Annotated in this window: 18 protein-coding genes, 2 tRNA genes and 2 pseudogenes; 11 read left to right on the top strand and 11 right to left on the bottom strand. The window is 37.6% G+C overall.

The genetic code is table 11. The annotated features are described in order from the left end of the window. Window positions 1-72: 72 nt before the first annotated feature. A pseudogene (locus tag DYQ05_RS07305) lies at window positions 73-2,198 on the bottom strand (methyl-accepting chemotaxis protein). Window positions 2,199-2,408: 210 nt separating this feature from the next. Between DYQ05_RS07305 and leuS the strand changes: the two are divergent. After that, entirely contained in the window at window positions 2,409-4,991 is a 2,583-nt protein-coding gene (gene leuS / locus DYQ05_RS07300) for a leucine--tRNA ligase (protein ID WP_029410600.1), read from the top strand. Window positions 4,992-5,574: 583 nt separating this feature from the next. Here leuS and DYQ05_RS07295 read toward each other — a convergent pair. Further along, entirely contained in the window at window positions 5,575-7,275 is a 1,701-nt protein-coding gene (locus DYQ05_RS07295) for a hypothetical protein (RefSeq protein ID WP_206183183.1), read from the bottom strand. Window positions 7,276-7,284: 9 nt separating this feature from the next. Next, window positions 7,285-8,064 (bottom strand): ABC transporter ATP-binding protein, encoded by a 780-nt coding sequence (locus tag DYQ05_RS07290; protein WP_020965351.1) that lies wholly within the window; start codon window positions 8,062-8,064, stop codon window positions 7,285-7,287. A 142-nt stretch (window positions 8,065-8,206) separates the two neighbouring features. Between DYQ05_RS07290 and DYQ05_RS07285 the strand changes: the two genes are divergently transcribed. Continuing rightward, complete coding sequence (locus DYQ05_RS07285) at window positions 8,207-9,094, top strand: selenium metabolism-associated LysR family transcriptional regulator (RefSeq protein ID WP_024467613.1); 888 nt, start codon at window positions 8,207-8,209, stop codon at window positions 9,092-9,094. A 105-nt stretch (window positions 9,095-9,199) separates the two neighbouring features. On the opposite strand, the gene sufD is transcribed toward DYQ05_RS07285, so the two are convergent. From sufD to DYQ05_RS07250, 7 genes are all read right to left on the bottom strand, one after another. Beyond that, window positions 9,200-10,312 carry a Fe-S cluster assembly protein SufD gene (gene sufD, locus DYQ05_RS07280; RefSeq protein WP_020965349.1) on the bottom strand — a complete coding sequence of 371 codons (1,113 nt, stop codon included), beginning with the start codon at window positions 10,310-10,312 and terminating at the stop codon, window positions 9,200-9,202. 9 nt (window positions 10,313-10,321) lie between these two features. Beyond that, on the bottom strand, window positions 10,322-11,803 hold the full coding sequence (gene sufB, locus DYQ05_RS07275) for a Fe-S cluster assembly protein SufB (RefSeq protein ID WP_206184116.1): 1,482 nt from the start codon (window positions 11,801-11,803) through the stop codon (window positions 10,322-10,324). Then, window positions 11,803-12,543 carry a Fe-S cluster assembly ATPase SufC gene (gene sufC / locus DYQ05_RS07270; RefSeq protein ID WP_020965347.1) on the bottom strand — a complete coding sequence of 247 codons (741 nt, stop codon included), beginning with the start codon at window positions 12,541-12,543 and terminating at the stop codon, window positions 11,803-11,805. Before sufC ends, sufB begins: the two co-directional genes overlap by 1 nt. 124 nt (window positions 12,544-12,667) lie before the next feature. Then, window positions 12,668-14,002, bottom strand: a complete 1,335-nt coding sequence (locus tag DYQ05_RS07265; protein WP_252723281.1) for an AAA family ATPase — start codon at window positions 14,000-14,002, stop codon at window positions 12,668-12,670. Continuing rightward, window positions 13,995-15,011 (bottom strand): hypothetical protein, encoded by a 1,017-nt coding sequence (locus tag DYQ05_RS07260; RefSeq protein WP_206183182.1) that lies wholly within the window; start codon window positions 15,009-15,011, stop codon window positions 13,995-13,997. Before DYQ05_RS07260 ends, DYQ05_RS07265 begins: the two co-directional genes overlap by 8 nt. 15 nt (window positions 15,012-15,026) lie before the next feature. Next, a complete protein-coding gene (locus tag DYQ05_RS07255; protein ID WP_206183181.1) occupies window positions 15,027-15,647 on the bottom strand; it encodes a TP0733 family outer membrane beta-barrel protein in 621 nt (206 codons plus the stop codon). 112 nt (window positions 15,648-15,759) lie between these two features. After that, window positions 15,760-16,692: a hypothetical protein gene (locus tag DYQ05_RS07250; protein ID WP_206183180.1), complete on the bottom strand. Its 933-nt coding sequence runs from the start codon at window positions 16,690-16,692 to the stop codon at window positions 15,760-15,762. A 226-nt stretch (window positions 16,693-16,918) separates the two neighbouring features. On the opposite strand from DYQ05_RS07250, the gene DYQ05_RS07245 reads away from it, so the two are divergent. The 7 genes from DYQ05_RS07245 to mltG all read left to right on the top strand — a co-directional run bounded on the left by DYQ05_RS07245 (window position 16,919) and on the right by mltG (window position 19,886). Next, window positions 16,919-16,993, top strand: a tRNA-Thr gene (locus DYQ05_RS07245). Between the two features lie 6 nt (window positions 16,994-16,999). After that, a tRNA-Tyr gene (locus tag DYQ05_RS07240) sits at window positions 17,000-17,081 on the top strand. Window positions 17,082-17,154: 73 nt separating this feature from the next. After that, complete coding sequence (locus DYQ05_RS07235; protein WP_194077383.1) at window positions 17,155-17,607, top strand: YkgJ family cysteine cluster protein; 453 nt, start codon at window positions 17,155-17,157, stop codon at window positions 17,605-17,607. 17 nt (window positions 17,608-17,624) lie between these two features. Next, window positions 17,625-18,599, top strand: a complete 975-nt coding sequence (locus DYQ05_RS07230; protein ID WP_020965341.1) for an MBL fold metallo-hydrolase — start codon at window positions 17,625-17,627, stop codon at window positions 18,597-18,599. Next, entirely contained in the window at window positions 18,596-18,781 is a 186-nt protein-coding gene (locus DYQ05_RS07225; RefSeq protein WP_020965340.1) for a hypothetical protein, read from the top strand. Before DYQ05_RS07230 ends, DYQ05_RS07225 begins: the two co-directional genes overlap by 4 nt. Before the next feature lie 75 nt (window positions 18,782-18,856). Continuing rightward, window positions 18,857-19,198, top strand: a complete 342-nt coding sequence (locus DYQ05_RS13800) for an endolytic transglycosylase MltG (RefSeq protein WP_252723280.1) — start codon at window positions 18,857-18,859, stop codon at window positions 19,196-19,198. Beyond that, window positions 19,185-19,886 carry an endolytic transglycosylase MltG gene (gene mltG, locus DYQ05_RS07220; RefSeq protein WP_252723552.1) on the top strand — a complete coding sequence of 234 codons (702 nt, stop codon included), beginning with the start codon at window positions 19,185-19,187 and terminating at the stop codon, window positions 19,884-19,886. The genes DYQ05_RS13800 and mltG overlap by 14 nt, the downstream gene beginning before the upstream one ends. Window positions 19,887-19,928: 42 nt before the next feature. On the opposite strand, the pseudogene rho reads toward mltG, so the two are convergent. Next, window positions 19,929-21,194 (bottom strand): annotated as a pseudogene (gene rho / locus DYQ05_RS07215) (transcription termination factor Rho); the annotation flags it as partial. Window positions 21,195-21,855: 661 nt separating this feature from the next. Here rho and DYQ05_RS07210 point away from each other — a divergent pair. After that, a complete protein-coding gene (locus tag DYQ05_RS07210) occupies window positions 21,856-22,605 on the top strand; it encodes a gamma-glutamyl-gamma-aminobutyrate hydrolase family protein (protein ID WP_206183178.1) in 750 nt (249 codons plus the stop codon). A gap of 48 nt (window positions 22,606-22,653) precedes the next feature. Beyond that, a complete protein-coding gene (locus tag DYQ05_RS07205) occupies window positions 22,654-23,928 on the top strand; it encodes an APC family permease (protein WP_206183177.1) in 1,275 nt (424 codons plus the stop codon). Window positions 23,929-24,203: the final 275 nt, after the last annotated feature.

Genomic DNA, 24,203 nt, shown 5'->3' with positions numbered 1-24,203 from the left:
GTCATTTTAAAGAAAAAATCAAGAGAGGCCCCTTATAACCGGAAATTTAAACTTTCCCTTCTTTAGCCCGCATTAAACTTTAAATTTATTCACTTCAACGGATAATTGTTCTATACTTTCCTTATTTTTTTGAGAAATACTGTTAACTTCCTGTCCCGCATTATTTATTTGAGAAGCGGCGACAGCCATTTCACTCATACTGCCGGTTATTTTTTTTGTAAGTTTATCAAGTTTTTTCATCTCATCGGAAACTTGAATTCCTCCCGTAAGCATTTCAACGGAACGGGATTTTACGCCTCCGGTAATTTCATTTATGTTTTTAATTGCAAGTAAAACCTCACGGCTTCCGTTTTCCTGTTCTTTCATTGCGCTTACCATCAACTCTTCCTGTTCCGAAATTTGATTTACCAGCTCATATACTTTAATAAAAGAATTCTCTGCCGCCTCGCCTTCGACGGTAAGTTTTTCGATAATTTGCGTTGACTGTTTTATAACCTCAGCTATTTGTTTACCTTGCATATTCGATTCTTCCGCAAGTTTTCGTATCTCATCGGCTACAACGGCAAAACCTTTTCCGCTCTCTCCGGCATGAGCGGCTTCAATTGCGGCATTCATTGCTAAAAGATTCGTTTGGTTTGCAATATTTTGAATAATCTCGCTTGCTTCAAGAAGGGAGGCGGACAGTTCCGCTATTTGACCTACAACAACATTCGCCGACTTTGCTCCGTTTTTCCGTTTTTTGTTTGTTCATATACGGTTTTAATAAGCATGTTATTTTTTTCCAAATTCTTTGTAACGGAAGCAATATTTACAACCATTTGTTCTACAGCGGTAGACGATTGCTCTATACTTAAAGCTTGAATCTCGATATCGTTGTCCAACTCTCCGAGTTTGCTAATTACCTGTTCAATGGCTGCGGAAGTTTCAATTACGCTTTCGCTTTGATTCAGCGCCTGCATTTTTACCGATTCTATGTTTTCGCTTATTTGATGAATTGCGCTTGCCGTTTCCCTCATATTACTTGCAAGCACCTCTCCCACCTCTTTCATCTCGTTAGAATGAGATGTTACCGATTTTATCATATTACTTATTTTTTCGATTGTTTGCGAAAAATACCCCGTTAATCTTCCTATTTCATCATTATTTATTACGGGAAGTTTAACGCTTAAATCTCCTTCGGATATGTTTTTAAGAAAAGCGATAACCTTGTTTACGGGACGGATAATAAAAACCCTTGTAAAAATTATAATAGTTATCATAAACAAAAGCAATATAAAAAATAAAATAACGGTTGTCTTTAAAAAAAAATTATTTCTGCTTTTTTGAATTTGTTCTATTGAATATAAAAATTTGGAGTAGCCTATTTTCATACCGGAAAAATCATATAAGGGATAATAAGCGGCAGCCTTATTTCCGTCAATACGTACAATAAAGTTCTTATGATTAAATTCTTCTATTATATTGATACTGTCTTCCGTAATATCTTTTTCAAAATTGGAGCCCATTATTTTATAAGTATTTTCCAAGGTACGGGCGCATACACTTACCTGTAAACCTCCTTCCAATACTTCGGAAGTACAGTTTCCTGTAAAATTTTCTATAAATTCACTGTCTACCGCTCCGCCGTATTCTACGGAACCTATATGCTTTCCGGAAGAATCAAAAAGAGGTTTTACAACTCTAAACCCTAAATCGCTTACACCTACCTCAAGCCCGTGCACTTCTATTTTTTCCGAATTCGCTTTTAAAACGGTCTGTCTGAAACCGGAAAGATCATCGCCGAATTTGTTCGGATTTTGAACTCTTAAAAACGAATAAGCAGGCGCCGTATGAAAGTGGAATTGCTTGGCACCGTACTTTTTTTTCATCTCTTCAAAAAAAGGCACCGTCATGTCCGCAAGAGCCTTACGATTCCGCTCCGAAAAAGCTTCGATAATTTCATCATCGCCTGAAACCGAATCCAATAATATTGTTCCCATTAACTCATACTTATTTAATTCATTGGTAAAAGCCGAGTGCTTTAAATCCGCCATCATCTTTATTTGGTTTTCGGAAAAATTTTCAAGACTTCTCCAATCCTTATATGCGATAATTGCATACTGAATTAAAAATAAAACGAATGTAAAAAACAAAAGTTTAATACCCAGAGAATGGAAACGGTTTTTCTTTTCCACAGATAACATTTTTTGATACAACATATTTTAACTCCTTTTTTATCTAATGATTAATCTTAACAAAAAAGAAAAGTCTTGTCAATAAATTCTATTTTCTCTATAAGCTCCACCCGCAACTTTTTTACGTAATGCCTTTATAACCGATACTTAAAATATACGCTTATTGCTTTTTTTTTTATTTTAGTATATTATCTTTCGGCAATTTATAATTAGCTTAATGAACGGGAGAAAATTATGTCGTCATATCCATTCAGCACAATAGAACCGAAATGGCAAAAATATTGGGAAGAAAATAAAACATTTAAGACAACGGAAGATAAGAATTTTCCGAAAGAAAGAAGGGCTTATATTTTGGATATGTTCCCCTACCCTTCAGGCGAAGGTCTTCATGTAGGACACCCCGAAGGATATTCGGCTACGGATATTTACAGCCGTTTTTTACGCATGAACGGATACAATGTTTTACACCCAATGGGCTTTGATTCCTTCGGACTTCCTGCCGAAAATTATGCAATTAAAACAGGTACTCATCCCCGTCTTACAACCGATAAAAATATCGAAAATTTTAAAAGACAGATAAAATCGCTCGGGCTTTCTTACGATTGGGAAAGGGAGCTTTCTACAAGCGAAGAAGATTACTATAAATGGACTCAATGGATTTTTTTACAGCTTTATAAAAAAGGGCTTGCTTACGAAAAAGAGGCTCCCATTAACTGGTGCCCTTCCTGTTTAACCGGTCTTGCAAATGAAGAAGTAAAAGAAGGTCATTGCGACAGATGCGGCTCTCAAGTTGAACGCAAAAATTTACGCCAATGGATTTTAAAAATTACGGAATATGCGGATAAACTCCTGGAAGGCTTAGAAAATTTGGATTGGCCCGATTCGATTAAGCAAATGCAGCGGAATTGGATAGGTAAAAGTTACGGAGCCGAAATAGATTTTGAACTTGCAGCCTCTTCAGGCGGAAACGGCGGAAAAAAAATAAAAGTATACACTACCCGCCCCGATACCCTTTTCGGTGCGACCTATATGGTTCTTGCTCCGGAACATCAGCTTGTAAGCGAAATTACGGACACGGAGCACAAAGCCGCCGTTGAACAATACATAAGTCAATCCGCAAAAAAAAGCGACCTTGAACGTACGGATTTGGCAAAAACCAAAACGGGTGTTTTTACCGGAGCTTATGCAATAAATCCTCTTACAGGTAAAAACATTCCTATTTGGATTTCGGATTATATCTTAATTTCATACGGAACCGGGGCTATTATGGCAGTACCCGCTCACGATGAACGCGACTTCGAATTTGCTTCAAAATTCGGTTTGGAAAAAATTCAAGTCGTAGCTTCCGAAGAAGAATGGAAAAACAAGGGAAAAGAAGGTGACTATTCTTCAATACCCGAAAACTGCACAAGCGGAGACGGGTATTCGGTTAACTCGGGAGAATTTACAGGATTAACGACGGAAGAAGCGAAATCTAAAATTACCGAACTTCTTGAAAAAAAGGGAATCGGGAAAAAAGCGGTTAATTATAAACTGCGGGATTGGATTTTCAGCCGCCAAAGGTATTGGGGAGAACCCATTCCTCTGGTACATTGTCCTCATTGCGGTGTCGTACCTGTAAATGAAAAAGATTTACCCGTTACTCTGCCGGAAGTTAAAAGCTATACGCCTGCCGGCACCGGAGAAAGCCCCTTAGCGGCTATAGACTCGTGGGTAAATACAAAATGCCCCAAATGCGGAGCCGCTGCAAAGCGTGAAACAAATACAATGCCTCAATGGGCAGGCTCTTGCTGGTATTATTTACGCTACATCGACCCCGATAACGAAAAAGAATTTGCAAATAAAGAAAAATGCGATTATTGGATGCCGGTTAATCTTTATATAGGAGGGGCCGAACATGCCGTTTTGCATTTATTGTATGCCCGCTTTTGGCATAAGGTTTTATACGATTTAGGGCTTGTTTCTACGGAAGAGCCTTTTAAAAAACTCGTTAACCAAGGGCTTATAACAGCGTCCGCTTATATGCGAAAAAATAAAACCCTTGTTCCTGTAGACCGGGTAAAAAAAATTTCCGAAACCGAATTTGAAGAAATTGCCACAGGGGAAAAACTTGAACAAGTTATAGCCAAGATGTCAAAGAGTTTAAAAAACGTTATTACCCCCGATGAAATAATAAAAGAATACGGAGCCGATTCCTGCCGTCTTTATGAAATGTTTTTAGGCCCATTGGAAGTTTCAAAACCGTGGAATACAAACGGAATAATCGGAGTATTCAGATTTTTAGAAAGGGTATGGAATTTATCCGAAAGGGAAATTTATGATACCCCCGTAAACGACACTTCCACGGAAGAAACTAAGGCTCTTACGATTCTTTTAAATAAAACAATTAAAAAGGTAACGGAAGATACGGCAAGTTTAAATTTTAATACGGCAATAAGCCAAATGATGATTTTTGTAAACGAAGTTTCAAAATATAAAAAAATTCCGCGCTACGTATGGTATAATTTTGTAAAACTTTTAAGCCCCTATGCACCTCATTTAGGTGAAGAGCTGTGGCAAAAACTGGATAACAAAGAATCTATTGCCTATTCTCATTGGCCTATGTATGTTGAAAAATTTTGTATTGACCAAACCTGTACGGTTGTAGTTCAAGTAAACGGAAAGGTTCGCGGTAAATTCGAAGCCGAAAAAGGCACTTCTAAAGAAGAACTTGAAAAAACCGCTCTTTTAAATGAAGGTGCCGTAAGGCATATTGCAGATAAGCCTGTAAGAAAGGTTATCGTTGTTCCCGATAAACTTGTAAATATTGTCATATAAAAGTATAAAACTTACGTAAGGTACCGTTCACAAACCATAAGCGGTTATAAGCGGATTAAACCCTCCGTGCGAATAAAAAAAAAGAGCCGGTTTAAAAAACCGGCCGCCAACCAAGGCTCTCGGCAAGCCGGCGGGTGGGAGGGGAACCGACTTGCCGATACTTATATATCGGCTTACAACAAAAAAACTTTAAGCGGAAAACACAAAGGAATATAAAACTTACGGACTTTATTTTTATACTATGAATTCATTTATATAGATTTTTTTAACGATTATTCCGTCAGTATATTATTGTAAAACCTTTAGATTAAAATTTTTATCCGCACTTAAACCCTAAGAGAAAAACGATAAATTTAATTAATAAGTCGGTTTTAAAATAAAAACTCATCTTATTTGATGAAATTGAAAACGCTCTTGATACTGAAACAAGTATAGCTTTAACCGAAATCTTATCGGAATTAAAAACGGATAAACTTATTTTAATGATAACTCATAAAAATAATTACGACAAGATTGCAGATAAAATATTTTATATAAAATAATTCCTAAAGACGGTTATTTTAAACCGTTTTAGGAATTAAACTTATAGTTCAAGTTTTGCTATCTTCTTTTCGGCATATATACCGTAAGGTTTTATTAACACGGCAAAAATTCCAAAAGGGATAGCGATAAAGTATACAACCAATACCCACGTATAAGCATTACGTGCAAAAATTAAAACCGTAACTGAAACAGCAGTCATTATAAAATTAAACAGCGTCATAAATAAAACATTTATATTTTGCTTCATTGCCGAAACGGGGTTGTCCCAATGCAGTTTGGGATGTGCCGTATCCAAAAATAAACTGATTAAATTCGTTAAACCTGAAAATGAAAGAGCCGTAAGCGAAGCTAAAACTATATTCAGTATATCGAACTTAAAAATAAAAGCAGGGATTCCCACTCCTATTAGTACCGCAAACACTGCAAAAATCATAGAATGTATCAACTTTGCATACATGTACTCCGAAATATTCACAGGAAGACTTTTTATAAACGGAAGAAATTTTGCATCTCGCGAAAGAGCCGTATCTGCAATATTGCTCATTGAACCCAAAAAACCGGCGGCAAGCCCTGCAACTACAAAACCGGTACTTTCATGCATAAAAGAAAATAACGAAGAAGGAATCGAATTTAGGTTTATTCCTTTTGCAAAGAAAATTACTGCCAATAAGACCGGCATAAAAATAATAATGAAGGGGCCGTTTAAAAAATAAATAGGGGTTCTATTCATCATATCGAATTCTCTTTTTGTATATGCAGCTAAAGGCGGCATAGATTTTATTTTTTTTCGTATAAAATTTGAAATCTCATTTGCTTCAAGCTTTTTTACTTTCTTTTCCCCGAAACCGATTAGACTTTCAGTATACATTTTCGACATAAAAAAGATAACTAAGGCGGGAAAGGCCGCACATAAAGCAATCAATAATACAAGATATAAGAGCGCACTTAAGGATTCGGAGGAGGTTAAAATCTTTCCCACCAATTTTACCGGAGGATAAAAATATCCGTAATGCTCAAAAACAACCGAACCGCCGCTGAGTTTTGCTGCAATATCTTCAAGACCGCCTTTTGTACTTGACTGAAATATATATTGAAACCAAAGCGAAATTAAAATTCCTATTACGGAGCTTATAATCATAATGACATTTTTATTTTTAAAAACCCGCGTAAAGCGCATTAAAAAAATATTAAAAAAATAGCACACTGCGATCATCGGAAGAGGAATTACCAAAGAGCAAATAAACCCCCAAATATAAAATAAAAAATAAGGCTTTTCGTTTATTCCGTATACAAACATAAGTACTGCAAAAAAAGACACTGAAGTTATAAGGCTGTTTACACAATTTGCAGCGAATTTCGCACCGAAAAGTACTTTAGGTTTTATCGGCATAGACAAAAACTGCTCTTCTATTTCACCTATATAATAAGTTGAAGCCGTAAGTATAAATCCGAATATAAAACTTAAAAGCGAAATTATAAATACCGAAACCTCAAATAAAAATTTAATATTGTTCATATCTTTTGCGGCGCTGTAAAGACCGTAAGTATATAAACCGAATATAAACAAAAATTCCATAAATACAAAAATAAAAAGAACTGCTATACCTACTATTTTTGCAGCGGAATTTTTTACTACGGTTTCACCGTTTTTCCGTTTTCGTTTTTGAATTTGCGCTTTTAAATTTTTAAAATTAAAAACTGAAGCTAAATAGATTTTAATAAGTTTAACAAAAACTTTCATAATTTTTTCCTATTCGGTTTTTAAATCCGCGGCTTGAGAACCTTCCGTTTTAAAAACATCCGATTCCGTATCGACAAGCTCCAAAAACAATTTCTCTAAAGAACCGTTTTCGCCGCGTTTTTCACGCAGCTCGTTAAGAGAGCCTTCAAACACAATTTTACCTGCATTTATAATTGCAAGCCTATCGCAAAGTTTTTCCGCCACTTCCATAACATGCGTTGAAAAGAAAACAACCTTACCGCTATTTGCCCGCTCACGCATAATTTCCTTCAATTGAAATGCGGACTTGGGGTCCAGACCTACCATAGGCTCGTCTAAAACCCATACGGCAGGGTCCGGAATAAGGCTTGCGGTAACTAAAAGTTTTTGCTTCATTCCGTGAGAAAAACTTCCTATACTTCCGTTTAAAACATTTTTAATGCCGAAAAGCTCCGTATATCTTTCTACTCTTTCACGTCTTATTTCTGAAGAAACGCCGTAAACGTCCCCTATAAAATTCAAAAACTCCGCCGCTTTTAATTGAGAAAACAGCTCCGGATTATCAGTTACATAGCCTATTCTTTTCTTTGCTTCAATAGAATTCTCTGCAATATTTATTCCGTCTACGATAATGGAACCCGCATTGGCATTTAAAACACCGGTAATCATTTTAATTGTGGTAGTTTTACCTGCTCCGTTAGGCCCCAAAAAGCCGAAGATTTCTCCCGCCTTAGCGGTTACGGAAATATTATCAACCGCCTTGGTTTTAGAATTCCCGTAAGATTTTGAAACATTCCTTATTTCCAGCATAATTACTCCAATAAAGATATATTAGCATTTTTTTTCGGAATGGTAAAGACCGCTTATAAATACGACCCGTTTGCCGTTTAATAATACTTATTGACTTTTTATTAAATTACAGATATTCTTGTAAAATAATTTCGGAGGATTTATGGAATTTAAGCATTTGGAAATTTTCACGGAACTTGTAGAAAATCTCAGTTTTTCCACCACGGCGGCAAATTTAAATATATCGCAGCCTACGGTAAGTTTAGTTATACGCAATTTGGAAAAAGAATTAAATACCCCCTTGTTTATACGTACTACAAGAGAACTTAAAATTACCGAGGCCGGAACGAATCTTTACAGTCAGGCAAAAGAGCTGTTGGCGCAAAGAAAAAAGGTTGTCGATCAGTTTATTTATCCGCCGAAAAAAATAATAACTATAGGCGCTTCGACAATCCCTGCAGGTTATATAATCCCGTCCACGGTTAAAAAATTCAAAGAAAAAAATCCCGACATTCTTGTACGCATTGAAGAAAAAAACAGCTTGGAAACGATTAAAAAAGTTTCTTCCAACTTAGTCGATGTGGGAATTGTCGGAATGAAAACGGGCGATGAAAATTGCGAGTTTAAACCGATATATAAAGATGAATTTGTATTTATAACCGCAAATACTCCTTATTATCAAAAACTGCAAAAGACCAAACCTTCACTTAAGCGACTTGCGGAAGAACCGTTTATTATACGGGAATGCGGCTCAGCCGTAAAACAAAATATGGAATTGATTTTAAAAAACGAAAATATAGACATTGAGTCTTTAAATATAACGGCTTCAATCAACGATACGGAAGTAATAAAACAATTAGCCGCTCAAGGGCTCGGCACCTCGTTTATTTCAAAAATTGCCGTTGAAGATATGGTAAAAAATAAAAAACTTTTGGCATTTGAGCTGGAAAATATTCCGCATAAATACCGAAATATTTATTTGGTATGGAACAAAAAAATTACACGTTCAAGTTATTTGCAGGATTTTTTAGACTGCGTTTTAAAGGATTAAAAACAACCGTTAAAATACGATAAAACTGAGGCTCAGTTAACAAACTTATAAGCCTCAGTTTACCGCATTTTTACCTTTACATAAAGTTAAATATTAAAAAACCGTCTACTCGGTAATTTCGTCCAAATTAACTCTGAACTCGTTTAAAAGTCTTTCTTTAATTTCTTCATCGTCTATCATACCGAATACCGGTTTAAAAGCAGCTTCTATAATCAGTTTTTTAGCGCTTAATTCGTCAAAACCGCGTGTCATCAAATAGTATAATTTATCACGGTTTACCGCTTCAAAACTTGCAGCATGCTCCCCTATAACGTCATCTTCATCGCAAAAAATAGTTGGAATAGTGGCTCCTACCGTCGTCTTATCCAGCATAATAGTATTATCGGAAAATTTTGCGGAAGAATGGCTGCAACCCTTATTTAAAAAAATATTTCCGCGAAACATCTTATGTGCGGTGTTTTTTAAGGCGCCGCGGGCGGAAATACTTCCGGAAGAATTTTTTCCGTTAATTATAAAGTTTTGTTCAAGGTCGATTTTACGGTTTTTATCGGCAAAATAAAGAGGAAAAATTTGAACGTCCGCCCATTGCTCAGGCATATAAGTTGAAGTTGAAGAACCGTTTATTTTGCCTCCAAGCTGAATATCATAAAAGCGCACTTCGGCATGTTCAAGAGCATAGAGCTTTACGGTTTCAAAGTTAATTCCGCAATGCGAAAGATTTTGAACCTTTATCAATTCAACAACGGAATCTTTTTCCGCAATAATACTTAAAAGTCCGTTTCTAAAAAGTTCCGCCCTGCTGCAATCGTATCCCGCAACATCATAATACAAAAAAATTTTTGCCTTGGAGCCTTCCTCAATATGAATAAAACTTTGGTCGTATAAAACATTATTTTTTTCATCCATATTAAAATTTACAAATAAATTGGCGGTTTCCTCTTCCGTTTTTGCTTTTTTTACTTTTATATAAACACCGGAATTCCGTTTATCTTTTACTTCCTGAATATAAATCTCACCCAAGCCGCAATTTTTTTCCCGCACCGATTTTGTAAAATCAAAAATCTTTTTTACCTCATCGGGACTTGCGGAAGCCAAAAAATTCTCTATCGGCATATACTCTATATTATTTCCTTTTCCGCTAAACACAAGATTTGTAAACTCTTTAGCTGGAATATCCTCTTTTGTATAATCCAATCTTTTAAAATAAGTTTTGTTCATATTATAGCCCTACCCTATAGTTCCTTCCAATTCGATTGTAATCAAATTGTTTAACTCCACCGCATATTCCAGCGGAAGTTCTTTTGAAATAGGTTCTACAAAGCCCTTTATAATAAGCGACTTTGCGGCCGCTTCATCAAGCCCGCGCTGCATTAAATAAAAAACCATACTTTCGCTTATCCGCCCGATTTTAGCCTCATGGCCTATATCGACATCATCGGTATGCGATTCGATAATCGGGATTGTATCGGAGCGCGACATGTCATCAAGCATTAGGGATTCACACTCCGCAACGGCCTTTGAGCCTGAGGCGGAAGCGTTAATTTTTAAAAGGCCTCGATAATTTGCTTCCCCCCCGTTTTTTGCTATGGAGCGGGACCGCATTTCCGAAACCGTGTTTTTCCCTATGTGAACCGTTTTCGTTCCCGTATCGAGACACTGCCCTTCCGAAGCAAAGGTTACCCCTGTAAATTCGGAGCGCGAACGGTCTCCTTTTAAAATACTCATAGGATAAAGCATTGTAACTCGGGAACCGAAGGAACCTGAAACCCATTCTATTGCGCCGTCTTCTTCAACTATCGCCCGTTTTGTATTTAAATTATATAAATTGCGCGACCAGTTTTCGATTGTAGAATACCTGAGCGTCGCCTTTTTACCTACATACAGCTCAACAGCTCCAGCATGAAGGGCATTTTTATAATATTTCGGAGCGCTGCAGCCTTCGATAAAATGAAGATATGCTCCTTCTTCCACTATAATAAGAGTATGTTCAAACTGCCCGGACTGCTGTGCATTTAATCTGAAATAAGATTGAAGCGGAAGCTCTACCCTAACTCCCTTCGGTACATACACAAAGGAACCGCCTGACCAAACCGCTCCGTGCAAAGCCGCAAATTTATGGTCGTTAGGTTTTATAAGCTGCATAAAATGTTTTTTTACAATATCTTCATATTTATGTACGGCGGTTTCCATATCAAGGTAAACTACGCCCTGTTTTTCAAGCTCCGCTTTTAAGCTGTGATATACAACTTCCGAATCGTATTGAGCTCCGACTCCCGCAAGCGAGGTACGCTCCGCTTCAGGAATCCCCAGTCTGTCGAAGGTTTTTCTTATTTCTTCAGGAACGTCGTCCCAACTTTCGGCAAGAGGTTTTTCATCGGAAACTATGTAGTGAATAATTTCCTGAATATCCAAATCGGAAATATCCGCTCCCCAACCGGGCATAGGCCGTTCCTTAAAATGTTTAAGAGATTTTAATCGTAAATCAAGCATCCAATCCGGCTCTTTTTTACGCTCGGAAATTTTTTTTACGACTTCTTCGTTTAAACCCAACCCGGTAGAATAATTATACCGTATATCATCTTTTATGTCATAAACGCCGCGCTCAATATCGGAAACAAAGGTTCTTTTTCTATTTTGAAAAAGACTCGACGCTTCTCCGTTTCCGTTCTTTGCTTCGGCCGTTTGTTTTTTTTCATTTAAAGTTTGCATCATAAATTCTCTTTTATATTTTCGTAGCCGTGCTTTTCGATATACTCGACAAGCTCAAATCCGCCTGTTTTGACAATTGTTCCGTCTACAAGTACATGAACAAAATCCGGTTTTATATATTCCAAAACTTTATTATGGTGAGTAATAATTAAAATGCCCATATCGGGTGTTCGGAATTTTGAAACTCCTTCAAATACTACCTTTGTAGCGTCAATATCAAGGCCCGAATCCGTTTCATCAAGAATTGCCAACTTCGGATTTAAAATTGCAAGCTGAAGAATTTCATTTTTCTTTTTTTCGCCGCCTGAAAAACCTACATTTAAACTTCGGTTTGCATAAGAAGAATTTATCTTAAGCTCTTTCATTTTTTCAGTAAGCTCTTTATGAAATTTAAGCATAGGAATTTTTTCACCGGTAACGGCCTCCTTTGAAGCACGTAAAAATTCTTCAATTTTTAAACCCGGAACCTCTTCGGGTATTTGAAATGAAAGAAAAATCCCCTTTCTTGCTCTCTCAAAAACGGGAACTTCATTTATATTTTCATTTTCAAAAAAAATATTCCCGCAATCTATATTAAATTTGGGATTTCCGACAATCGCAGCGGCTAAAGTTGACTTACCGGCACCGTTCGGGCCCATAACGACATGAACCTCACCCTTGTTTATACTCAAATTGAGGTCTTTAAGAATGGTTTTTTCTCCGACCGACATTTGAAGGTTTTGTATATCTAATAATTTCATTAAAACTCCTTAAAATGTACGTAAAAGCACAGTACCTTATTAATATAATCATTTTAAAAAATATATTCAAGAAGTTTTAAATAGTATTGTATTTTTTTAATTAAAAGAGAATTTCGGTTTAGTTTTATTTACGCCTGTTCCTTTTTCGCAAAATTTCGTCTTTTATCTTTCCTTCATAACCCTGGTCACTCGGCTCATAGAAAACGGTTCCGTCAAGATTATCGGGAAGATATTGTTGCGGAACCCAATGTCCGCTATAATTATGGGGATATAAATAGCCTTCACCGTGGCCTAAGGCCTTACCGTCGCGGCTTGCATCTTTTAAATGCTCCGGAACTTCCGCATCTTCTTTTTCCACAAAAGAAAGAGCTTTAAAAAAGGCTTCGGCACTGTTCGACTTGGGGCAAGTTGCCAAATAAAGAGCGGCATGAGCTAAGTGATACCTGCCTTCAGGCATTCCTACCCTGTCAAAGGCGTCCGCAGCCCCCGCAACTACGCTGACCGCTCCGGGAGAAGCAAGGCCTATATCTTCACAGGCCGAAATAAGCATTCTTCTAAAAATAAAGTGCGGGTCTTCGCCTGCGGCAATCATTCTTGCAAGCCAATAAACGGCGGCATCGGGGTCGCTTCCGCGTATGGATTTTATAAAGGCGCTTATTATATCGTAATGATAGTCCCCGTCCCTGTCGTATAAAACAACGCGCTTTTGTATGCTTTCTTCGGCAGCTTGTAAGGAAATTTTTACGGTTTCTCCTTCAGGAGGAGGCCAATCCTCAAGGGTGGTTTCAACTGCAAGTTCCAAAGCGTTTAATAAACTTCTTGCATCTCCCGCCGCCGTAGAAACTAAGTGCTCCAAAGCATTTTGTTCAAATTCTATTTTCCATTTACCGTAGCCGCGCTCTTTATTTGTAACGGCGGCTAAAGCCGTTTTTTTTAAATCTTCTTCGGTTAAAGCGTTAAGCTGAAAAACGCGGCTTCTGCTTACCAGAGCCTTATTTACTTCAAAAAAAGGGTTTTCGGTAGTAGCGCCTATTAAAATAATTGTACCGTTTTCTACCCAAGGCAAGAGGGCGTCCTGCTGCGAGCGGTTCCAGCGGTGTACCTCATCTACAAACAGGATAGTACGCTTATCGTACAGCTTTTTATGATTTTCGGCATTTAAAACGGCATCTCGTATTTGTTGAACGCCTGCGAGAACCGCATTTAAACTTAAAAAATTGCTTTTTGTTGTGTTGGCTATAATGCGGGCAAGTGTGGTTTTCCCGGTACCCGGAGGGCCGAATAAAATTATAGAAGAAAGTCTATCGGCCTGTATGGCCCGTCTTAAAAGTTTTCCCTCGCCTACAATATGCTCCTGCCCTATAAATTCGTCAAGACTTACAGGGCGCATACGGGAAGCAAGGGGTTCCCGATTGTTACCGTTTAAAGAACTTAATTCAAATAAATCCGAATTATTCACGGTTCCATTCTTTTTTATAAAAACTGTAAAAAGCCCATAAACCTGTGTTTCTTACAAGAGAGCCCGCTGCAGCTCCTGCAAATACCGAGTAATTATCTTTAGTGCCTGTTACAAAAATAGGATTAAGAGAATAAGAACCGGTAACGGATTCGTATTGGCTTAAAGAAGTTTTAGGTGTAGTTGAGCCTTCTTCGCCGGGTTTTATTTCAACCGCACCGCTAAGATTACTAGTACCGTTTAATTTTATTTCGGTATAGCCTTTTTTACAGCCTATTAAAACGGTATTTCCGGGTTCAAAGTAAAAAATACACGAAGGCCCTGCCGCCGATATTTCTTTTGAAGTCCACGAACCGCTGCCTCCGTTACTATAATGGTGAAGTGTTGAACCTGCCAATACAAAAACCGAGTTGCCAGGCCCCTTAGCTACGGCAGTTATATTTGAAGGAGAATTACTTACAGGTGAAGATGTTCCGTTTTTTTTAAACAAACCCTTATCGGTGGCAAAATAATCTCCCGAAGCACCCATGAGTTTTCCGGAAGCTATATTTGAAACTCCGCTTATATTCACTTCATATATTGCGGGAGAATCGTTAGAACCCGTATAATCCGTACCGAATACGGTAGAATCTCCGAATACGGCCGTAATTTTTTCTCCGCCCGCTACGGCAGTCCACGAACCGCCGTTATAGTATTTTACACCCGAATCAACTCCGGTTGCAAACAAACCGCTGCCGTTTGCCGCAACGGTTAAAATAGGAGACCCCGGGGAGCCTATAGATGTCCACGTTCCTGTAGAATTTTTATCTTTATAAAAAACGGCTTCTCCGTTAGCCGTATAAATATTACCGTTTTTTTCCGCAAAACCGACTATTATGCCTTTTACTGAAAAATCCTTTAATTTTACTTCCTGTTCAATCGTATAAAAAATGGGTTGATTTTTACATGCCGAAAAAAGCATAAATACTGCGGAAAATAAAACAAAAGCCTTTACCGATTCTTTTATCTTCATTTAATTCCCTCCTCTTTAAAAATGATACCTTGCGGCAAAATTTATCATAAAAATATTTCCGGTGCGGTTATATTCTTTTACGCTATACCACTGCGGTAATACATTCCAAGAAAGACTGCCTCCGAAAGACCATTCGGGAAAATACTGATAATAAACCCCGGTTTCCGCTTTAAAAATCATACCGAAATACTTTGCACTGTTGCCGCTGTAAGACTGAAAAACCCCGCCTATTCCGCCGCCTATAGGAAAACGCCACTTACCCGAAGCAAAGGTATATGCCATATCAAATGTAATGGGTACACAAAAATAAAGATTTTTTGCAAGCGTCGGATAAAATTGAAAGCTCAAATTTCCGCCCAATGAAAAACCGTCCAGCACATAATAGCCGAAACCTGCATTAATGGCACCGCCCGGATAAATATTGGTTTTATGCGCAAATTTTTTAATTGAAGTATTAAATAGAGGAATTCCCAGTGAAAGCCCTATTTTCATAAATTTATCGCCTTTACGTACGGGCTGAAAAACGGCTGTTCCGTCAATTCCCTTGCGGCCGCCTTCTTCCTTCCCTCCTTCTTCGGCAAAACAGGAAAACGAAAAAGCGGTAATTAGACAAAAGAACAAAATAATTTTTTTCATTTTAATAATATACCTCATTTTTTATTAAATTGTCTATCGGTTTCGGTAAATTAATGTTATGGAAAACGATTATGATGTTAGAACAAACCTAACCCTAAGATAGTTACTTAGGCTAAAAACTAAACGACACGGCCGCCGATATATTCTTAAAATTTAGAGCCTGCATTTTATTCTTATTAAGTCTTTTATAAATAAAATAAACTTTTTCCGAATCGGATTCGTATAATACCGTAGATGCCCATGAAGGTTCAAGTTTAATCGTAACAAAGTCCGCCGGCTTAAAAAAGAGAGAAAAAGACAGTTCAAAATCCCACAGTTTTTCAGCCTCGTTTACCGTACCGCTTATCGGAGCATAAAGTTTTTTTTCGGTAATAAGTTTAAGTGCAAGTTTATTTATATAAAGAGGCATAGAATATTCAACGGAGTATGAAGCCGAATATAAGGCTCCGTTCCGGCTTTCGGTAAAACCGTTTTGCCAAAACCAAAAATCCGTTTCTTCCGCAGGTATAAGAGCTCTGTATTTTATCCCCTGAACGGTTCTAAAAACCAAATTGAACCAATCCCCGGTTAAAACTTCCGCTAAATTAAAATGAAAATCAAAACCGCTGTTAAGCGAAAATACGGCTTTTGAAAAATTATAAGGAACTATTTTTTTTCTGCCGCGTAAATTACCGCTGCCCGCAAGCCCGTAAAGAAAGGCTTTTTCAAAACACCAGCCGGAACCCGCCGAAAATTCCGTAAAAAAATCGGCAAAATTTAAATATACAAATTTCATTCCGAAACTTGCTTCCAGCGAAGTAAGAGCTAAAATTCCTTTTATGCTGAGCTCGGTATATTTTTTATCGCTTATTCGGGAATTTAATTTTATATATTCGGAAGCGGACAAAAATACATTCCACGGGTAATCTATTTCCAAAGAAATTTCCGTATTAAATTCCGCATCGGGAAAAGTCTTTTCGGATTTTTTTTCTTCTTCACAAAAAATTGCGGCACATACTAAAAATAAAAAAATTAAACAAACCGCTTTCTTATAACCTTTAAACATAAACCTTTCCTGTTTTATCAATCTTAAAACTTTTATTAACCTTAAAACCGTAAATAAGGACTGAAGTATAGCAAAAAAAAGAAAAATTGAAAACCTATATGAGCATTTATTTTACCTTCCGACAATACCGCACCTTTACTTTAAATTACGGATTTCTCCAAATTTTCGCTAAAAACCTATTGACAAAACCGAAGATATATAGTAAAGTACTTTCCGTTGTTCATTCGCCAACTTAGCTCAGCTGGTCCAGAGCACGTGATTTGTAATCTCGGGGTCTAGGGTTCGAATCCCTAAGTTGGCTTTTTATGGGGAGTTTCCCGAGCGGTCAAAGGGGGCAGACTGTAAATCTGTTGGCTACGCCTTCCAAGGTTCGAATCCTTGACTCCCCATTTAGGGATTGTTTCGGTTCTTTTTTAACGAAAGACCTTGAAACAATCCCTTTTTTGTTTTATACTGTATCTTATGGATAATACTTTCCGGAAAAACGGCTTAAAATTTTCCTGTACTCAATGCTCCGCCTGCTGCCGCTTGGCACCCGGTTTTGTATTTTTATCCGAAAAAGATCTTGCCCTTTTGCTGAATTGGTCTTCAATGACGCGGGAGAATTTTATAACGGTATACTGCCGCTGGGTTTGCCACTCCGACGGTTTTGAATACTTAAGTTTGAGAGAAAAGTCCAATTATGACTGCATTTTATGGAAAAACGGTTGTACGGCTTATGAATTTAGACCCTTACAATGTTCGGCTTTTCCTTTTTGGCATTCTCTTGTAAACGATAAAAATACGTGGAATGAAGGCTGCAACGATTGCCCGGGAATGGGCAAAGGCAAACTTCATTCATCGGAAGAAATTCAAAGAATTTTGGATAAACAAGAACAGGAGCCTGCAATCAGGCGCAAGATCGGTTCAACTTAAATGTTTTTGAGGTAATTATGCGTGTAAAATTCTGGGGAGTAAGAGGGTCAATACCGTCGCCGCTTACACCTTCACAAATAGAAAGCAAAATTGCAGCCGTTGTTCAAAGAATACAGGCAAAAGATATAAAAAACCAAGATTCGCGGGAAAAATTTTTAGCGTCTTTACCTAAATGGCTTTTCGGAACCATAGGGGCTAATACATCATGCGTTGAAGTTGAAACCGCAAAAGGGCACCATATAATTTTTGATGCGGGTACCGGTATACGTGAACTCGGCATAGACCTTACAAAACGTCCAGATTACGGAAAAAATAATATTTATCATCTTTTTATTTCTCATTTCCATTGGGACCATATACAAGGACTTCCTTTTTTTAATCCGGCTTACGATCCGAGAAGCACTATTATTGTGCACAGCACACGTAAAGACTGTAAAAAATTCCTGGAAGAACAAATGAAATACCCTTACTTTCCTATTTCTATGCTCGGAGAAGACGGCTTTGCTGCAAACTTTGAATTCCGTTATATTGAACCGAATCAAAAATATGTTGAAATAGGAGATGCAAAGGTGGGCTGGCACAGAGTCCGCCATCCGGGAGGCTGTACCGCCTATTCCGTAATTGAAAACGGAAAAAAAATAATTTACTCTACGGATACGGAATTGCGTCCGCGTGATTTCGAAAAAAACGAACAAAATACCGAATTTTACACGGACGCTGAAATGCTTATTATCGACGCTCAGTATACTCTTACGGATTCAATTCAAAAAGAAGGCTGGGGACATTCCACCTTTTCGGTTGCAATAGATTTTGCTTCCGGCTGGAATATAAAGCGTCTTATTCTCTTTCATCATGAACCCACATATAACGACAAAAAAGTATTTTCTTTAAAACAAAGCGCCGATTGGTATCATGATTATTCAAAGGGGCATTTAATAGACAAAAATATAGAAATTTTTATAGCCCAAGAAGGCAGGTCTTTTTTACTATGAGTATAAACGGTATACAATATACCTTTTCGGATAACGAATTAAAACAGCTTGCATTGTTTTTTCGAAAAAATAATTATGTCATTCCGAAGTCTCTTGAAGCCCTTGCGGAATTTGCGGAAAACTATGTCTATGGAAAAACTACAATTGCAGAAGCGGAAGCCTTTTTTGAAAGTGCGAACTAAACCTCTTTTTTTCGCAAGCTCAATAAGTGTAACTTAATTTTTTATTCTTTATTTTTTATCTTGAGGTTTGTTTTTATGAAGAAAAGTTTAAAAATCGGTATTATTTTATCTGCCCTTGTTTTATGCCTTTCAGGCGCTTTGTTTTATTTTTTAAGCTTAAATGCTCCGCCTAAAAACCTTAAAGAAGGAACAAAAACCTTTAAGGTAAACCGCGGAGCCGCCGCAAAAACCGTTATTCGAAATCTGAAAGACGAAGGTCTTATACAATCGGAATATTATGCTTATATCTTTTTACGTTTAAAAAAACTGAATCTAAAAGCGGGTTATTATACCATTACTCCCGAAATGACGGCTCAAGAAATTTTACAAAAACTTACCGAGGGAACTCAGGCCATAAAAAAAAATAACCGTACCTGAAGGTTTAACGCTTAAAAAAACAGCCCGTCTTTTTGAAAAAGAAGGCTTTATGACCGCCGAAAAATTTATTAAACTGGCAACCGATTCCGCTTTTTTAAAAGCGAACGGAATAAAGGCCGAAAGTGCGGAAGGCTTTTTATTCCCAGATACTTATTTTTTCGGAGAAGAAGATACGCCTGAAATGATGTTTAATCTTATTTTTAAAACTTTTTTCGAAAAAACATCTGCAATCCCCAACTTTCCTAAAGACTTTGACGAATTGTACAAAAAAATTATTTTAGCAAGTATTGTGGAGCGCGAATATCAAATTAAAGAAGAAGCTCCCGTAATTGCGGGCGTTTTTGTAAACCGCTTAAAAATAAATATGGGCCTTCAATCATGCGCAACAGTTGAATACATCATCACGGAAATTCAAAACAAAAAGCACCCGAAACGGCTTTTTTACGAAGATTTGGAAATAGAAAGCCCGTACAATACATACCTTTATGCAGGTCTTCCGCCCTCCCCTATTGCAAACCCCGGATACACCGCTTTGGAGGCGGCCTGTAATCCTGCAAAAACCGAATACTTTTATTTCAGACTTATAGACCCCTCTACCGGTAAACATGCCTTTTCACGTACTATAAACGAGCATAATAAGGCGGACGCCTCTCTTTATTTAAAAGGTTCTCCCGGGAACAATAATTAAAATTTATAATTTCCGCCTTGCATAAAAAGCAAGGCGTTTTTTTTATTCTTTTTGTGCAAGACCTGCATTCATAGATTTTAAAAAGGCTTCGTTATTTTTCGTTTTATTCATTCTGTCTATCAGGAATTCGATAATATCCGTATCTTCCATAGGATTGATAAATTTACGCAATATCCACATAAGCTGCATTTCCTCTTCCGTTAAAAGAAGCTCTTCTTTTCTTGTTCCCGACCGTTTAATATTAATTGCAGGGAAAAGTCTTCTATCGGAAAGTTTTCTATCCAAATCCACTTCCATATTGCCCGTTCCCTTAAATTCTTCAAAAATAACTTCGTCCATTTTGCTTCCCGTTTCAATAAGGGCCGTTGCAATTATGGTTAAACTTCCGCCTTCTTCAATGTTTCGGGCAGCACCGAAAAAGCGTTTCGGTTTATGAAGTGAATTTGAGTCTACACCTCCAGAAAGAACCTTACCGGAGGTAGGCATTGTTTGGTTATAAGCGCGTGCCAAGCGGGTAATGGAATCTAAAAGAATAACTACATCGCGTTTATGTTCAACAAGCCGTTTTGCTTTTTCCAAAACCATTTCGGCAACTTGAACGTGGCGGGTAGCCTGCTCGTCAAAAGTGGAAGAAATAACCTCGGCATTTACCGTACGCTCCATATCGGTAACTTCTTCAGGCCGCTCATCTATAAGAAGTACTATTAAATAAACTTCAGGGTGATTCGCAGTTATTGCGTTTGCTATTTTTTGAAGCATAATAGTCTTACCGGTACGCGGAGGGGCTACAATCAAGCTCCTCTGACCCTTTCCTATAGGACAAAATAAATTCATAATACGCGTAGATATTTCCTGCGTAGTAGTTTCAAGATTAAGTTTTTCTTTCGGATAAAGGGGCGTTAAGTTATCGAAATGTATTCTCCTTTGCGATTTTGAAGGCTCATCGAAATTTACGCTTTCAACGCGCAAAAGTGCAAAATAGCGTTCTCCTTCTTTAGGAGAGCGGATTTGACCGTAAACCGTATCTCCCGTTTTTAAACTGAATAAGCGTATTTGACTCGGAGAAACATAAACGTCATCGCTTCCGGATAAATAACTGTTTTGCGGGGAGCGTAAAAATCCGTAACCGTCAGGCAAGGTTTCCAAAGACCCGGACGCAAAAATAGTTCCGCCCCTGTTTGTATGATTTTTAAGAATATGAAAGATAATTTCCTGTTTTTTCATCAAGGAAATTTCTTCTTCGGGAACTCCGTATTTTATTGCCATATCGCGTAAATCATGCATACGCATTTTCGTTAAATCGTTAATTATTATTTTAGGCAAGTCTTCAGTATTTACTGTTTGTTCGATTTGTTCGGGTTGAATTTCATCAGGTTCTTTCGGCTGGCGTTTTTTGATTTGTACCGGTGTTCGTCTTACGGGTTTTACTGTATTTTCGGAGGAAGGTTCTTCCTGTTTACGTCTTCCTCGCGGACGGACAACAACTTTTTTTTCACCCGAGGTTTCAAGTTTATCTTCCGTCGTTACCGTAATCCGCTCCTCAGAATTACCGTTTTCTTCCTGCATTCCGGTCGAATCGAAAAGACCTTCTCCGGAAACATCAGGTAAAGTTTTCTTTTTTCTGATTGTCATTAGATTTTCTCCTAATAAGTACTAATTTATAATGCTAATTTGCACAAGTATTTTTTAAATTTATATCATCCTAAGTAAAACATCACTATAATTGCGGGCAAGAGAGCCTTAAATAAATATTTAAAATAAAATGATTGTCCTTTAGTTTGAATAGAACTATAGTATATCAAATCTTAATTTTTGTCAAGCAGCTTACAACCGTAAGTTTTTATACAGCAAATAAAAATGCAATCGTAAGATATAATTATTATATTTTAAGTTGACAAAAATCTCAATAATGTTTATTATTCCGAAGATTACCGGTTTAAAAACAATATAAAACCGGTCCGGAGGTAGTATGAAAAAACCGTTTATAGGAATTACAGGCAGCTGCCTGTATGAAAAAACACAGGATTTATTTATCGGATACGAACGTATGTACACTAATACGGATTATGTAAATGCAGTCATTGCGGCAGGCGGAGTTCCGGTAATTTTGCCTATTATTGGAAATAAAGAGGACATTAAAATTCAGGCGGAAAATATGGACGGCATTATTATAATGGGAGGATATGATGTTTCGCCCGTGTTTTTTAATGAAGAACCCTTATCCTGTCTTGGAGAGGTTTTACCTAAAAGAGATATTTACGAAATTGAATTGATTAAAACTGTAAAAGAAATACAAAAGCCTATTTTCGGAATTTGCCGCGGACTTCAAATTTTAAACGTCGCCTTCGGAGGCTCTCTTTATCAGGATATTTCTTCGGTAAAACGCGAAATTCAAATTCAGCACAATCAAAAAGCAAGACCTGATATACGCACCCATTCCATACAAACAAAAGAAAAATCCTTAATGCGTAAACTGTTCGGAAAAACCGATACGGTAAATTCTTATCACCACATGGCAATAAAAGATGTCGCAAAAGATTTTACCGCAACCGCATGGGCTCCGGACGGAATTATCGAAGCTATGGAATATTCGGGGAACGGCTATATAATCGGTGTACAGTTTCACCCTGAAATGCTTGCCCGTACCCATAAACCCTCGCTTGATTTATTTAAAGAATTTATAAAAAAAATGCGGATAAAATTTAAGGAGGCTAGGTAAACTTATAGCCTTACATATAAAAATTTTTTACAATTAGAGGAGAAACAAATGTCCGATAAAAACAAACTCGGTCTTTTAAGCATTTGTCTTTTAGGAGTCAATGCAATCGTAGGTACCGGAATTTTTTTACTTCCGGGAAAAGCGGCAAAACTTGTAGGAGTATCAAGTATAGGAGTAATAGTATTTGATGCCTTATTGGTTATCTTACTTGCTCTTTGCTTCGCGGAAGCGGGAGGCCTTTTTAAAAAGAACGGAGGCCCGTACGTCTATGCAAGGGAAGCCTTCGGCGAATTTGTAGGTTTTGAAGTAGGCTTTATGAAATGGGCAATTATGATTATAGCTTGGGCTGCAATGGCGGTAGGTTTTCCTACGGCGTTAAAAAGTATATTACCGGCTGCGGCAAGCACGCTTATGCGGAATATAATTGCAATTTCAATTTTATGTATATTGGCAATTATGAACATTACCGGTGTAAGGATTTCAAAAATTGTAAATAATATCGTTACTTTGGGAAAGCTCGTTCCGCTTATCTTTTTTATTCTTGTAGGCGTTTTCTTTATTCAAGGCGATAATTTTCAGCCTATGCAATCGGTAGAAGCGGTAAGTTTCACTTCTTTCGGCTCTGCAGCTCTTTTAATTTTTTATGCTTTTACCGGCTTTGAATCGATTGCCGTAGCGGCGGAAGATATGGATAACCCCGAAAAAAATATTCCGCTTGCAATTATCTTAGTAATTACGGGAGTATCCGTTTTTTATATTTTAATTCAAGCGGTTGCAATAGGTATTTTGGGTAACGGCTTAACAGCAAGTGAAGCCCCGGTAGCCGATGCTACGGCAAAGTTTTTAGGGCCTGTTGCCAAGGCTCTTGTTACAACCGGAACCCTCGTATCCATAGGCGGAATAAATATAGCTTCTTCTTTCCTTGCACCACGCAGTGCGGTAGCCTTGGCTGATGACGGCTTTTTACCGAAATTCGTTACAAAACGGAATAAAAAAGACGTTCCGTATATTTCAGTTGTTTTAACTACCGGTCTTACCGCCTTAGTTTGTTTAACCGGAACATTTGAAAAACTTGCCGCAATTTCGGTAGTTTCGCGGTTTGCACAATATATTCCCACCTGTCTTGCAATTTTGGTTTTTAGAAAACGCGGAATGAAAGGCTCTTTTAGAATTCCTTTTGTATATCCGGTAGTAATTCTTGCTGTGGGAACAAGCGCGTGGCTTTTATATAATTCAAATATTGAAAAAATTATTTTCGGTTTAGGCGGATTGGTTGTAGGAGCCGTATTTTATTTTATAATGAAATATACTCAAAAAAAATAAGGCTAAAACGGCTTTTATACAAGGGGTTTACGTACAAATCGGATTGCCCGAACCGGTTCGTAATCACCATTAGAACCTCGTACGGGAAGGTGCGGCTCGCTCCTTCCCGTGCTTCAAGTTTTTTGCCGAAAACTTGAAGGTCTTATTTTTAAAGCATAATCCCGTAACTCCAATCAAAAAAGTCTTGAGACCTTTCGCTTTCCGCCCTTATACTTACCTTCCCGTAACCCCTTCATTCCCGCTCTTATTGCCTCCGTTTCAAATGATTTTTATCC

The sequence above is a fragment of the Treponema pedis genome, assembly GCF_017161325.1.
Lineage (GTDB): Bacteria > Spirochaetota > Spirochaetia > Treponematales > Treponemataceae > Treponema_B > Treponema_B pedis.
This window is presented reverse-complemented; position numbering and strand designations above follow the sequence as displayed.